The following is a 12,790-nucleotide window of genomic DNA, read 5'->3' as shown; positions in this document are numbered from 1 at the left end:
ACTCAGGCCAGCGCCGCCTGCAACTGAGCGATCTCCTCGCGCAGGGCCTGATTCTCCGCGGTCAATTCGGCGACGCGCTCGCGCAGCGCGTGCAGTTCGTTATCGCCGACATCGTCGTGCGGCTGCGAGATCGCTTCTTTGGGCTCTTTGGGTTCGCGCGGCCTGCGCTTGGATTCGCGCGCGCGCTTGGCCGCTTCCTTGAGCTCGCTGCCGCCGGCCATCGCCGCGGCGCGCTGTTCTTCGGCCGGCAAGGTGGCGACCGCGGCGGCGGCATTGATCGAGATCGTGCCGGACTTGACCGCCGCCACGACTTCCGGCGTGGCCTGTTTCTGGATCTTCTCGATCAGGCCGACCTGGTTGCTGCTCAGGCGCGCGGCCTTGGCCAGGGCTTCGCGGCTGTCGAATGCGCTCGCATCGGTCGACCACGGCGGGCTGTCGTCGTGATCGTCGACGGCCGCCGGCGTTTCGCTTTCTTGTGCGGGTTGCGCCTCGGCCTCGGCGCGGCGCCGTTCGGCGAGGATCTCGCGCTTGCGCAGCGCCAAGATGCCGCGCTGGAAATCCGAGACGCTGCGCCGGCCCAGGTGCTGGTCGATCATCCACAGATGCACGTCTTCGATCGAACGAAAGCGGGTGTTCTGCACGGTCTGGAACGGCAGGCCGTGCTTGCGGCAGATGCCGTAGCGGTTGTGGCCGTCGACCAGCATCTCGCCCCACAGCACCAGCGCATCGCGACAGCCTTCGGCGAGGATGCTCTGCTCCAGCGATTGGTACTCGTCGGCGGTCAACGGGTCGATGTAAGCCTTGAGCGATTCGTTGATGACGATGTCCATGAAACCGGCCGCGTTGCTGCAATGGGGGCGGCATTGTAGGCAGATGCGCGCGCCGCGTCAGGCGTTGACAAGCGCGGTTTTCGGGCGCGGATCACCGAGCGGGCGCGGTGAGCGGTGCCTGGGGCGGGCTTTGCCGAATCGGTCGTCGTGCCGGCGATGCGGCTCAGCGCGACGAGCCATCGATCGGGCCGATCAACGTGTCGGTCGCCAGCCAGTTCAATTCCCAGGTCTTGCCCGCGTCGGCGGAAAACGCCTGCTCGAACCGGCACGACGCGCGGCGCTCGCATGCGATCACGAAGCGGACCTTGATCGGACGGCCGTCTAGGGTGTCGTCGCCGTAGAACTCGCCGCGGCCGTGCCTGAAGTCGCCGACGATCGGCGCGGTCAGCGCGCCGGCGGCGACATTGGCGTAGTGGATCGACCATTGCCGGCTCTGCGGGTCGTACAGGCGCAGCGACACGCCCTGGATGCGGCCCGAGGGGCCGGCGATATCCAGCTCGGCGATGTTGGCCTGACCGCCGACCAGCGCGCGCACCACCGTGGTTCCGCTCAGTTCGACCCAGTCGTGCGAACCGCTCAGCGGGCGCTTGAGGCGTTTGACCACGCTGTTCCAGCGGCCGATTTCGAAGTCGAAGCCGCGCGGGCCGTCGGGCAAGGTCAGTTGGCGTTCGTCGGCACCGGCCGATCCGGGCGCGGGTTGCGCGGCTGCGGGGAGGACGGACAAGGCGACGATCACGCCGCACAGTGCGGTTGCGACGCGAAGCGGTCCGGCGATGCGGGCGGTCATGGTCATGGCGGACCTCGATGGCTCGACTGAGCGGTATCGCGGCAATCTGCGCGGTGCGGCGTGCGCGGGCCAGGGCCAGTCTGGGCGCGCGGGGTAGGCCACTTGCGATTGAAGCTGGCCGCTTGCCGAGCCTCGGGGTTTCGAGCCAGCCCGCGGTGATGCAAGCTGGGTCATGGGACGGGGGAACGCGATGCGATGGAATCGTCTGACGGCGGCGTGTCTGGTGGTGGCGGCCTGTGTCGCCTGCGGCAAGGACCCTGAGCGCAAGAATGTGTCGGCGACACCCGCGCACAGACCCGCCGCGCGGCCGATCATTCCGCCCCACGCCAAGCCGTTCGAAACCGAGCACTACACGGTTTCCAGCACCGCGTCCGAGCCGGGCACGCAGGCGGTCGCCGCGGCGGCGGAAAGCCTGTACCGGGCGTATCACGGCTTCTTCCAATTGCCCGCCGACGCCGGGCGCGAGCACAAGCTCAAGCTGATCCTGTACCGCGACCGCCAGGAATTTTCCGCCTACAACACCAGCATGCCCTGGGCCGAGGCGTACTACCGCACGCCGTACTGCCATGCCTACTATAGCCACGGCGTCGCGAATCCGTACCACTGGATGCTGCACGAGGCGACCCATCAGTTGAACGCGGAAGTCGCCGGGATCGCCAAGGCCAAGTGGATGAACGAAGGCCTGGCGAGTTATTTCGGCGCCAGCCGCCTGCGTGACGGCGTGCTTGCGCCCGGCAGCATCGATGCGGACGCTTACCCGATCTGGTGGGTCGCCGACATGCCGCTCAGCGGCGTATTGCAGCGCGATCTCGATCGCGGCGCGCTGATTGCGCTGCGCGATCTGATCGCCAACACCGGCCCGCCGATTTCCGGCCGCTACTTGAACGTGCACTACATCGAGTACTGGAGCCTGTCGCACTTCCTGTTCCACTACGAGCGCGGCAAGTACGCGCGCGGCTATCGGCAGCTGCTGCGCGGCGATGGATCGGTGGCCGCCTTCGAAGCGGCGATCGGGCCGCTGGATCGGGTGCAGGCCGAGTGGTACGGGTATCTGCTGGAGAAAAAGGCCGAACTCGGCGGCGAGCCGGAGGTCGGATGGCGGGTGCCGGTGGCCGAGGGTGCGAACGCGGCGGGCCGCCGCGACTGAGGTGTCGTCGCCTGCGTCGATCGCGGCGATAATGCGGGCTCGCATTCGATACGCGAGACGATGCGCGACGCGGTGCGCCGCAGCGGACACCGCGTTGTCGCAGTGATTGCGCGTCGTCGACGCAGTCCGCCGCGGCGCCTTGCATCCCACCGCGATGGCGCGGCCGTCCGGCTGCATTCACCTTTTTGTTCGGCACTGGAGCGGCGATGGCGCACACACGGATCAACCTCGGAGCACTCAAGGCGTTCGAGGCCGCGGCGCGGGCCTTGAGCCTCACCCGCGCGGCCGACGAACTCAACGTGACCCAGGCCGCGGTCAGCCATCAGGTGCGCCTGCTCGAAAATCAGCTCGGGGTCGAACTGTTCCGGCGTCTGCCGCGCGGTCTGGCCCTGACCGACGAAGGCCTGAGCCTGCTGCCGGCGATCCAGGAAGCGTTCGGGCGCATCGATACCGCGCTGGATCGGGTCGGCGACGGCCTCGCGCGCGAAGTCGTGCACGTCGGCGCGGTCGGCACCTTCGCCAGCGGCTGGCTGTTGCCGCGGCTGGCCGAGTTCGCGCGCCTGCATCCGCAGGTCGACGTGCGTTTGAGCACGCACAACAATCGCGTCGATCCGGCCGCCGAAGGCCTGGATTTCGCGATCCGTTACGGTCGCGGCACCTGGCCCGGGATGCAGGCCGATTTCCTGATGCCCGCACCGATCTCGCCGCTGTGTACGCCGAAGCTGGCCGCGCAGTTGCGCGATGCCGCCGACCTGCCGCGTTTCCCGCTGCTGCGTTCGTACTTCGTCGACGACTGGCGGTTGTGGTTCGAAGCCGCCGACGCGGTGCCGGACGGGCCGATCAACGGCCCGATCTTCGATTCCTCGTTGACCATGGTGCAATGCGCGCTGCAGGGCCTGGGCATCGCGCTCGCGCCGCCGGCGATGTTCGAACGCGAGCTCGCCGAAGGACGGCTGGTGCAGCCGTTCGCGGTAGAGCTCGATGCGGGCGGTTATTGGCTGACGCGATTGGCGTTGAAGCCGGTCGGCGACGGCGCGACTGCGTTCGCCGCCTGGATCGCGCGCGCGGCGGGTTGAGCTTCGACGCGCGGCGCAGCGTCGGCGGCCGCGCATGGCGCGAGCCGACGGGCGCTTTACTCCGGCGCGCGCGAATACACGCGCAGACGATGGCCATCGGGATCGAGCGCGACGAAGCTGCGGCCGAAATCCAGATCGGTCGGCGCCTGCGCGATCGGCAGCCCGCGCGCGGACCAGTCGGCGTGAATCGCGTCGACCCGCGCGTAGTCGTCGACCTGGAACGCGAGTTCGGCGCCGCCGAACGCCGGCGGCGCGGCCGGTTCGACCGTGTGCCTGGACCACAGGCCGAGCTTCATGCCCGACGCGAGCACGAACAAGGCGAACGTGGGCGAGTTCTCGACCGGGGTTTTTTCGAGCAGGCCGGCGTAGAACTCGGCGCTGGCCTCGGGGCGGTCGACGTACAGCAGGACGAAGTTGGAATCGATCATGGCGAAGCTCCGGCGTGATGGAAGTGCGGGCAGGGGAGGTGCCCGGTTCCGGATCAGGCTAGGCGGCGGCGCTGACAGGGTTTGTCAGTAGAGATGCGACGGTGCGACGAGAGAACGCGAAGATGCTTGAGTATTGATGCTTGAGTAACTGCGCAACCGCACACGCGCAGTCGCTTCAGCTCGATCAATCGACGGCTTCGTCGTCGTCGCCCAACACCCGCCGCAACAGCCAAAGCATCGATTCGCTTATCGCCTGCGGCTCCGCGCCGGCGTCGATCTCCAGTGCGGCGCGGTCGAACGCGGCCGACAGCAGCTTGGCCAGGGCGTCGATTTCGGCGGGTGCGCGATCCAGCGCGGCGGCCAGGCCTTCGCGCAGGGTGTCGGCGGCGTTGTCGTCGTCGATCGCGGTGGCGTCGCCCAGGCCGAGCACGGCCGGGCCGTCGATCAGCATCAGCCGGGTGCGGCCGGGCACGGTCATCGCCTGCAGGTAGGCCTGCGCGCCGTCGATGAGCGCCTGGCGCGGGCTCGGGTCGTCGGCGCTGGCGGCGAGGATTTCGGCCTTGACCGCCTGCGCCTCGCGCAGCAGCAGGTGCCGGAACAGGTCGCGCTTGTCGACGAAGTGGTGATACAGCGCGCCGCGGGTGGTGCCGGCGGCGGCTGAGACTTCGGGCGTGGAGGTGTCGGCGTAGCCCTTGTCGACGAATAGGACGCGGGCCGCCTCGAGCAAGGCGTGGCGGGTGGCCTGGGTGCGTTCGAGGTTGCTGCGGGGCGGGTTGGGGCGATCCGGGCTTGGCATACATTCAGCCTGTATGTTAATTTCAATCTACATACAGACTGTATGTCACTCAACCGAGGCCCACAACCATGCAAGTGACCAGTTATTACCCGGTGATCATGACCTGCGACGTCGCCGGCACCGCCGCGTTCTACCAGGCCCATTTCGGCTTCGTCGCGCTGTTCACCGCCGACTGGTACGTGCATCTGCAATCGGCCGCCGATCCTTCGATCAATCTCGCCGTGCTCGACGGCGCGCATCACACCATCCCCGAGGCGGCGCGCGGCCGGGTCGGCGGCTTGCTGTTGAACTTCGAAGTGCAGGACGTGGACGCGGTGCATGCGCAGCTTCAGTCCGCCGGCCTGCCGATCCTGTTGAGCCTGCGCGACGAGGCTTTCGGCCAGCGCCACTTCATCACCGCCGATCCCAACGGTGTGTTGATCGACATCATCACGCCGATTGCGCCGAGCGGGGAGTTCGTCGAACAGTACGAGGCGAGTGCGTTGCCGGTTTGATGAAGCAGGCGAGGGAGGGCTCATGCTAACGCAGGGCGCAGTTGTCGCTTATCCCTTGGGCGGCCCGATCTGTTGGGTGTTGTCCGGTCGATCAACGTCGTGTCACGACTCACCGATCGCATCGTGTCCGAGTCTCGTATTCCGACGAATCCGCACTGGCCCGGGCTGTTCCCTCTTTGAAAAAGGGGGGCAGGGGGGATTTGCTTTTGCACTTGCTCTGCGCTGTCGTTGTTCAAAGGCAAGAGCCAAAGCAAATCCCCCTGCCCCCCCTTTTTTAAAGGGGCGGGAACCCATCGGCGACTTCGTCCTCGCGACTACTTCGACCCCAAGCCTACTTCCCCGACGGCGGATACTTCTCGCCGTACTTCAACTCCACCGGCACGAAGGTGGTCAGGTTGATCGGGCAGTTGTAGTACGGCGAATGCGCGCACAGGAAGCTGTACAGCGTGTTCAAGTTGAACGTCATCGACGACGGCGCGGCGCCGGCCGGGAAGTGGGTTTCGAGCGAACGGCCGCCGCCGTAGCTGGTTTTCTTCGAGGTCTTGTCGGTGAAGAACAGCAGCACGTGGTCGATCTGCTTCCAGTCCTTTTGCTTGTTGAACGCGCGCAGGGTGTAGGTCTTGCCCTGGATCGGCAGGGCGACGTCGCCGATCCAGTACATCACCCCGGTGTGGTTGCGCGAATCCAGGTGGCTCACTGCGACCGGCACGTCCTTGCGGGTGAAGCGGCCGGTGACCACGCCCTTGGGGTCGTAGGGGAAGAACGACAGGCCCTTGAAGCGCTGCGCGGTCAGCGCTGGGTTGTACAGCCAGGCCTTGAGCGAATCTTCGTATTGAGTGACCCGCACTGTCAGCCCGTTCGGCAATGCCTGCTGGCGATCCTCGGCCTTGAGCAGGTCGGTCGCGGCGAGGCCTTTGCCTTCGAGCATCGCCTTGCCGTCGCGATAACGGAGCACGATCGCGCGGTCATCGCCGCGCTGCGGGGTCCAGCGCAGATCGGCCGGACGCGCCGCGGCGGGCAGATACGCGGCCTGGTTCGGTGCGATCACCGCGACGTCCTGGATCGCGTACATGCCGGTCGGTCCGGCCGCCTGTTCGGTCAGGGCGGCGCGGAAACCGTCCCAGTCCTTGCGCGGATCGGCATGCAGCGCGACCCAGGGCAGGCACAGCAGCAGGCTACACAGCAGTCGACGCATGGCGAGGTCCGTTGAACGAAGTGCGCTGGCGCTTACTGTGGCAGCGGGCGTTGCGCCATGCAGCGGCCGGAAGTCCCGTTTTGCGCCGGTCGCGGCAACAGGTGGCATCTGTCATGGATGGCGGGTGACTGGATTGGAGACGCGATTTGTCGGTGGCGATCTTGGCGGCGGACAGGCGGAATCGACCACCTCGTGGCCGCGACCTTCGCGCCGGATTTCAACCGGCCCGATTGACCCGATCCGCCCAGGCCCGCGCGATCGCCTCGATCCCGGCCTGCATGCGCAGCCGCGCGGCCGGATTGGCCGAATGCACGGCGATCTGCGGCGGCCGGAAGCCATGTGCGATCACCGCTTCCTCGATCCACACGATCACGTCGTACCCGGTGCCGCGGGCGTCGTCGCCGAGGTCGTGGTCCAGGCTGATCCGGGTGACCTCGCCGGCCTGCAACAAGGCGATGGCCTGGTCGGGCCAGTAGACCCGCACCCAGCCCTCGGGCGTGGCGCGTTCGTCGTCGAGATAGACCTGCATGGGCGATGCCTCGGCTGCGTTGCAGGCCGCATCGTCGCATGCGCCGCTGGACTTGCGCGCGCCGCGCGATCGCGCCTGCAACCGGCCGCGCGCCGGTCGTATCCCTGCTTCGCAACGGGACTGCGCCGATGCCATTCGCTGGCGCAGCGTCCCGCGTGGCGAACTCCAGGGGAGACACAGGCATGCGGTGTTTACGGATCAAGACGATCACGGCCGCCGCCCTGGCGGCGATGCTCGCGAGCAGCACCGCGTTTGCGCAGGGTGCGGCCGCGCCGCGCGATCGCGCGCAGGCGGCCTGGAAACAAGCGGCTTCGAAGCAAGCCGCTTCGAAGCAAGCCGCCGCGAAGCAGTCGACGCCGGCACCGGCCGATCCAGCGCCGCTGACCGCCTTCGTCGACGACTACGCGCATCAGCACGATTTCAGCGGCTCGGTGCTGATCGTAGAACACGGCAAGCCCCTGCTTGCCCGCCAATACGGCCTGGCCAATCGCGCGTTCGCGATACGCAACGACGCGTCGACCAAGTACAAGATCGCCTCGATCACCAAGGCCTTCACCGCGGTGCTGATCCTGCAACTGCACGAACAGGGCCGGCTGGACCTGGACGCGCCGATGCGCCGCTATCTGCCCGACTACCGCGGCAGCGGCGGCGACTGGGTCACCCTGCGGCAATTGCTCAACCACACCTCGGGGCTGGTCAACTTCGATCAGGTCACCGACGCCGCGCAGGCGATCCGCAGCGGCCTGCCGAATTACCAGCTGCCGCATACCGCGCGGCAATTGGCCGACGATTACTGCAGCGGCGACCTGGTGCACGAGCCCGGCGCCAAGTTCGACTACAACAACTGCGACTACATCGCGCTGGGCCTGATCATCGAGCGCGCCTACGGCCAGCCCTACGAACAGGTGTTGCAGCAGCGCATTATCGATCCGCTGGGGTTGAAGGACACTGGCGTGCTGCATCAGCGCGACATCGTCGCCGGCCTGGCCGACACCTATTTCCGTCGCGACGACGGCAAGGCGCTGACGCCGGACCTGCCGGCGTATCCGGAAAACTGGTACGCGGCCGGCGCGATGTATTCCACGCCTCGCGATCTGGCGACCTTCGCCGACGGGTGGTTCGGCGGCCGTTTGGTCGGCGACAAGGCGCTCGCGGCGATGATCGCGCCGGGCCTGGACGATTACGGCTTCGGCGTGTGGTCCTACCCGGTGCGCATCGACGGCCGCCGCTACCACGCGGTCAAGCGGCCCGGCCGGATCATGGGCGCGCAGGCGCAGCTGTATCGCATCGTCGAAGCGGGGCTGACGGTGGTCGTGCTGGCCAATACCGACGCCACCGATCTGGACGAATTCGTGGCCCGGATCGGCAAGCACGCGCTCGGCAAGCAAGCGGCCGGCGAACACGCCGGCGACCAGCACGCCAGCGACAAGCCGGCGATCGACCGAGCACCGCCGCACGACTGATGCCGTCGCGCGGCCGGCGCCTCGCATCCGGCCACGCGGAGTGAGCGCTGGCGCACGGTTCGCAACATTGGTCGCCCCGGCCGTGTCCTCCCGTCGCTGCCTGCGTGCGTTGACCGAATGCGACGCCGTCCCGGCGTCGCGCCCGGCCCACGCCGTCCCCACGCAGCGAGTGTGTCCATGCCCTTGTTGTCTCCCGCCGAACTGGCCTGGTACGTCACCGGCCGCTTCTACCGCCGGCCCGATCAGTCCCTGGCCGATTACGGCTATTTCCTGCACCTGTCGGGCATCGACGCCCACCTGTTCGCCGGTGCGATCGGCGAAACCACCGCGCATTTCACCTTCGCCGCGCGGCCGTTCGTCGCCCGGGGCGTCAGCAACGGCGCGTTGAAACTGGGCCTGGACCCGGCCGGCGAATTCTCGGTGTACCTGCAACGCGAACCGGCCGGCGATTTCGACCGACCCGAATCGTTCGCCCAAGGCGAGTGCATCGCGACCTTTCGGCGCACCGGCCTGGTGGTCGGCACCACGCTGAGCGCGCAGGTCGGCAGCAGCACGGTGCCGGTGCTCGCCGACAACGTGTTCAGTGCCTTGTTGATCGACAGCCGGCCGTTCGAATTCGGCGGCCGTCGTTACGATCTGGCGCAACTGCTCGGCCGCGGCGTCACCCAGTTCGGCACCGCTTCCACGGTGCCCGTCGCATTTCGCGCGATTGCCCCGCATCCACCCACCTACGACCTCGTATTGCCCTTTACCGGGTCGGCGATCGCGCTCGGCGCCGGCCTATGACGCCGGGCACACAAAGCGTGAGGTTGCGTGAGGTGCAACTATTAATTGCTCTTGATCGCAACCGGAAAGACCGTTAGACATGATCCCGGTCGAACAACGCGGAAAGCTCGGTCACGCGCGCGGCGCGCCGACGTTTTCCCGCACGGGATCTGACGAAGCCGGTACTGGAGGTGGGTCATGATGCGGCAAAGGATCACGGTCGGCGATACGACCAGCGGCGGCGGCACGGTGTTGGGCGGGCCGCGCCCGGAGGCGGCGCCCGACGCCGGCGTCGATGCGCGATGCGCGCGCCTGGGCGATGCGGTGCAGTGCGGCGTGCATGGCCCGACCACGATCGTGACCGGCGATTCGGCGCATCTGCTCGACGGCAAGGCGGCGGCGCGGCACGGCGATTTCTGCGCCTGCGGCTGCATCCTGATTTCGTTGAGCCAGATTCGCGGCATCGTCGAGCACGGTCGCGGCTACGAGCCGGCGCGGGTCGCGGTGCGCAAGTGAGTCGCGCGGCGGTTGCGCGGCGGTGGCTGCGCCGGATCAGCGCGGCGGGCTAGACTCCGCGCGGGCCGCCGTGGCCCGCGATGGTTTCGTCGTGCATGGATCTGGCCCTGTTCGATTTCGACGGCACCATCACCGAGCGCGAAACTTTTCCCGGGTTCGTGCGCGCCAGCGTCGATCGCCGCCGCTTGCGCTGGGGCGGTGTGCTGCTGGCGCCGTACTGATCGGTTACAAGCTCGGCTGGGTGTCGGGCGAAGCGGTGCGCCGTCGCATCGTCGCGTTCGGTTATCGAGGCCGCCGTGAAAGCGAAGTGCGCGCGGCGGCCGAAAAGTATCTGCGCGATGTGGTCGCGCGGCAGGTTCGTCCCGAAGCGCTGGAGCGCATCGCCTGGCATCGCGAACGCGGCGATCGGGTGGTCGTGGTCACCGCGAATCTGGAGCTGTTCGTGTCGGCCTGGTGCGAACAAAACGGGCTGGAATGCATCTGCTCGCACCTGGAGGCGCGCGACGGCGTGCTGACCGGGCGTTACCTCGGCCGCGATTGCTGCGGCCCGGAGAAATCGCGGCGGGTGCGCGAGCGGATCGCCTTGCAGGATTACGCGAGCGTGCATGCCTACGGCGACACGGTCGAGGACCGCGAGTTGCTGGCGCTGGCGGATCGGCGGTTTTATCGCTGGCATGAAGTGGTGTCGTAGCCGTGATGGCGCGGTCGCGGCTTGCGCCGCTCCTACAGGGGGCTGTCGACGCAGCGAAGGGTTTGAATTTCAGTGGCGCCGGTTCGGCGCGGCACGCAGGCATGTATCCGACCGCTCGAGCGGCGCGAGCCGCGACCGCCGATTCCTGACTGCGTCGAAAGCTTGGTTGCTGCTGGGGTGTCGCAGTCGCGGCTTGCGCCGCTCCTACCCCAAGCTGTCGGCGCTGCGGCGAACGCGTCGATGCAATCGTGGCGACGAGGCGCGGGAGCGGCGCGATCGGGCTGGCTCCCGCGCGTGGGGTCCTGCTGCGCAACGGGATGAAGCAGAGCGTCGACGGCCATGACAACTGCGGTCGGACAGGGGGCAGACCACGGCCGCGACGCCCTGCACTCAGCAGAACGTCGAGACGGTGACGCTGTGAACCGCAGGCTCGACGCTACGATCCCGACGGCGACAGCCGCGATCGCGACGACCCCGACAGCGACCATCCCAGCAGCAACAACTTCGACAGAACCAACGTCAACGCTCATGACATCAAGGCGCGTTCTGCACCCGATAGCGATTGGACGAACCGTCCGAACGCAATACTTCCAGCGCCGCGACGCGGCCGTCGGAGGCGCGTTCGAACTTGATGCGCACGCTGGGATCGGCCGCGACAAAGAACACATCGCGTTGCAGCGCCGCCAGCGGCTGCGGCGGGCGTTGGCCGTTGCGCAGGATCACCCGGCCGCCGTCCTGGCCGATCTGGATGCGTTCGTACTGGCCCAGGTAGTCGCCCGCGTTCACCTCGACGGCCGGCGCTTGCAACGCGTCCAGCGCCCAGCGCGTGTCGACCGCGGCGGCGCCGCCCAGTCCTCGCTTGAGCACCGCTTCCAGCGCCAATCGCTGCGCGGTCGACAAGGCATCGGCCGGCGCCACCGCCACATCGGGGATGACGCCGGTGCCTTCCCAGTTGCCATGGGTGATTGGACTGACCGGCGAGCCGGTGGAGACGAACACGCTGAAACCGGCGGCGAGCGGAATCTCGCCGCCGGGATTGGCCGCGCCGACGCTGGCCTGTCCGACCACCACCGCGCGGCCGGCGTTCTTGAGCGTGTACGCCAGCGCTTCGGCGGCCGAACCGGTGCGCGCGCTGGTCAGCACGTACAGCGGCACTTGCAGGCGCGGGGTCGGATACCAGTCCGTAGGCGCTTCGGATTCCGACAGCATCTTGTCGCCGCGGCGCAGGCGGAAGCGGTTGTAGATGTCGGCGTTCTTGGGCGTGAAGGCGCTGGTCAGATAGCCGACCGCGGCCGGCGAGCCGCCGCCGTTGTCGCGCAGGTCGATGATCAGCGCGTCGGTCGCGACCACCAGTTGCAGCGCCGCTTCCAGCGCGCGCCGCGCCGGCGCGTTCGGCTCGCCGAATTCGAAGTGCGGCAATTCGCGCAGGTCGATGTAGCCCACATTGCCCGGCAGCACTTCGACCCGGCGCAAACCGTAATTGCGCCGGGGGCTGAAATCGACCGGCGCGGCGCCGCCCGGAGCGGGCGGCAACGCGCCGGGACCGGGACGCGGGCCGGGGCGAGGCGCCTGGCCGGCGGGGTCGGGTACGCGCCAGTTGACCCGGAAATGGCCGTCCAGCGGACGGATGCGTTCGCTCAACGCGGTGGCGAGGTCGCGTGGATCGACGTAGCGGTCGTAACGGCCCTGGGCGGCTTCGCCGCGCAAGTCCGCGGCGATCTGCTTGGCGCGGTCGATGTCGTAGTAATAGGTCTGGATCGCATCGGCGACCTCGCTCACCGTCGCGCGCGGCGACGGCGTGGCCGCCTGCGCCGCGGCGAACAGCAACGACATGCCCAGCAGCGCCGAGCACTTCAATACATCGCGCAGGGACTTACGCGGGAACAGGGAATACAGCCGGATGACGCGCATGAAACCTCCTCGGAAGAACCCGTCGCACCCAGGCGCGGGCACGACGGACGGTGCAAGCCCGTTCGTGCCCGGGCTTGCCGTTTGCGGTCCCGCGCATGCGGGTGCGTTGATTCCGAAGATGCGGTGAGGCGTCGTTGCGTTGCAGCCGGGCGCGCAATGGCG

At 68.0% G+C, this 12,790-nt stretch carries 15 protein-coding genes; 8 read left to right on the top strand and 7 right to left on the bottom strand.

Going from position 1 to position 12,790, the window contains the following annotated elements; genetic code table 11:
• Positions 1–2: 2 nt before the first annotated feature.
• The gene (locus tag KME82_RS14795; protein WP_215494728.1) at positions 3–830 is read right to left on the bottom strand and encodes a plasmid replication/partition related protein; all 828 of its coding nucleotides are present in this window, start codon (positions 828–830) and stop codon (positions 3–5) included.
• Positions 831–993: 163 nt separating this feature from the next.
• Positions 994–1,623 carry a hypothetical protein gene (locus KME82_RS14790; RefSeq protein WP_252255333.1) on the bottom strand — a complete coding sequence of 210 codons (630 nt, stop codon included), beginning with the start codon at positions 1,621–1,623 and terminating at the stop codon, positions 994–996.
• Positions 1,624–1,807: 184 nt separating this feature from the next.
• On the opposite strand from KME82_RS14790, the gene KME82_RS14785 reads away from it, so the two are divergent.
• Together KME82_RS14785 and KME82_RS14780 are read left to right on the top strand one after the other, a co-directional pair.
• The gene (locus KME82_RS14785) at positions 1,808–2,764 is read left to right on the top strand and encodes a DUF1570 domain-containing protein (protein WP_215494727.1); all 957 of its coding nucleotides are present in this window, start codon (positions 1,808–1,810) and stop codon (positions 2,762–2,764) included.
• Positions 2,765–2,970: 206 nt separating this feature from the next.
• Entirely contained in the window at positions 2,971–3,840 is an 870-nt protein-coding gene (locus KME82_RS14780; protein ID WP_215494726.1) for a LysR family transcriptional regulator, read from the top strand.
• Between the two features lie 56 nt (positions 3,841–3,896).
• On the opposite strand, the gene KME82_RS14775 is transcribed toward KME82_RS14780, so the two are convergent.
• Positions 3,897–4,268 (bottom strand): VOC family protein, encoded by a 372-nt coding sequence (locus KME82_RS14775; RefSeq protein WP_215494725.1) that lies wholly within the window; start codon positions 4,266–4,268, stop codon positions 3,897–3,899.
• Positions 4,269–4,452: 184 nt separating this feature from the next.
• Complete coding sequence (locus KME82_RS26835) at positions 4,453–5,064, bottom strand: TetR/AcrR family transcriptional regulator (RefSeq protein ID WP_215494724.1); 612 nt, start codon at positions 5,062–5,064, stop codon at positions 4,453–4,455.
• Between the two features lie 68 nt (positions 5,065–5,132).
• Here KME82_RS26835 and KME82_RS14765 point away from each other — a divergent pair, with 68 nt between their 5' ends.
• Complete coding sequence (locus KME82_RS14765) at positions 5,133–5,558, top strand: VOC family protein (protein WP_215494723.1); 426 nt, start codon at positions 5,133–5,135, stop codon at positions 5,556–5,558.
• Between the two features lie 331 nt (positions 5,559–5,889).
• Here the strand turns inward: KME82_RS14765 and KME82_RS14760 are convergent, their stop codons facing one another.
• Complete coding sequence (locus tag KME82_RS14760; protein ID WP_215494722.1) at positions 5,890–6,753, bottom strand: DUF1684 domain-containing protein; 864 nt, start codon at positions 6,751–6,753, stop codon at positions 5,890–5,892.
• Between the two features lie 217 nt (positions 6,754–6,970).
• Entirely contained in the window at positions 6,971–7,282 is a 312-nt protein-coding gene (locus KME82_RS14755) for a cyclic-phosphate processing receiver domain-containing protein (protein ID WP_215494721.1), read from the bottom strand.
• Between the two features lie 182 nt (positions 7,283–7,464).
• Between KME82_RS14755 and KME82_RS14750 the strand changes: the two genes are divergently transcribed.
• The 5 genes from KME82_RS14750 to KME82_RS14735 all read left to right on the top strand — a co-directional run bounded on the left by KME82_RS14750 (position 7,465) and on the right by KME82_RS14735 (position 10,717).
• Complete coding sequence (locus tag KME82_RS14750; RefSeq protein ID WP_215494720.1) at positions 7,465–8,745, top strand: serine hydrolase domain-containing protein; 1,281 nt, start codon at positions 7,465–7,467, stop codon at positions 8,743–8,745.
• A 177-nt stretch (positions 8,746–8,922) separates the two neighbouring features.
• Entirely contained in the window at positions 8,923–9,531 is a 609-nt protein-coding gene (locus KME82_RS14745) for a hypothetical protein (RefSeq protein WP_215494719.1), read from the top strand.
• A gap of 177 nt (positions 9,532–9,708) precedes the next feature.
• Positions 9,709–10,026 (top strand): PAAR domain-containing protein, encoded by a 318-nt coding sequence (locus KME82_RS14740; protein ID WP_215494718.1) that lies wholly within the window; start codon positions 9,709–9,711, stop codon positions 10,024–10,026.
• 95 nt (positions 10,027–10,121) lie between these two features.
• Positions 10,122–10,247 carry a hypothetical protein gene (locus KME82_RS26830; protein WP_286673228.1) on the top strand — a complete coding sequence of 42 codons (126 nt, stop codon included), beginning with the start codon at positions 10,122–10,124 and terminating at the stop codon, positions 10,245–10,247.
• Positions 10,217–10,717 carry an HAD-IB family phosphatase gene (locus KME82_RS14735; protein ID WP_252255817.1) on the top strand — a complete coding sequence of 167 codons (501 nt, stop codon included), beginning with the start codon at positions 10,217–10,219 and terminating at the stop codon, positions 10,715–10,717. The genes KME82_RS26830 and KME82_RS14735 overlap by 31 nt, the downstream gene beginning before the upstream one ends.
• A 534-nt stretch (positions 10,718–11,251) precedes the next feature.
• Here KME82_RS14735 and KME82_RS14730 read toward each other — a convergent pair.
• Positions 11,252–12,628, bottom strand: coding sequence for a S41 family peptidase (locus tag KME82_RS14730; protein ID WP_215494717.1), 1,377 nt, complete (start codon positions 12,626–12,628; stop codon positions 11,252–11,254).
• Positions 12,629–12,790 lie beyond the last annotated feature (162 nt).

Source organism: Lysobacter capsici (assembly GCF_018732085.1).
GTDB lineage: Bacteria > Pseudomonadota > Gammaproteobacteria > Xanthomonadales > Xanthomonadaceae > Lysobacter > Lysobacter capsici_A.
Note: the sequence above shows the minus strand (reverse complement) of the source record. Positions and strands in the feature narration are given on the sequence as shown.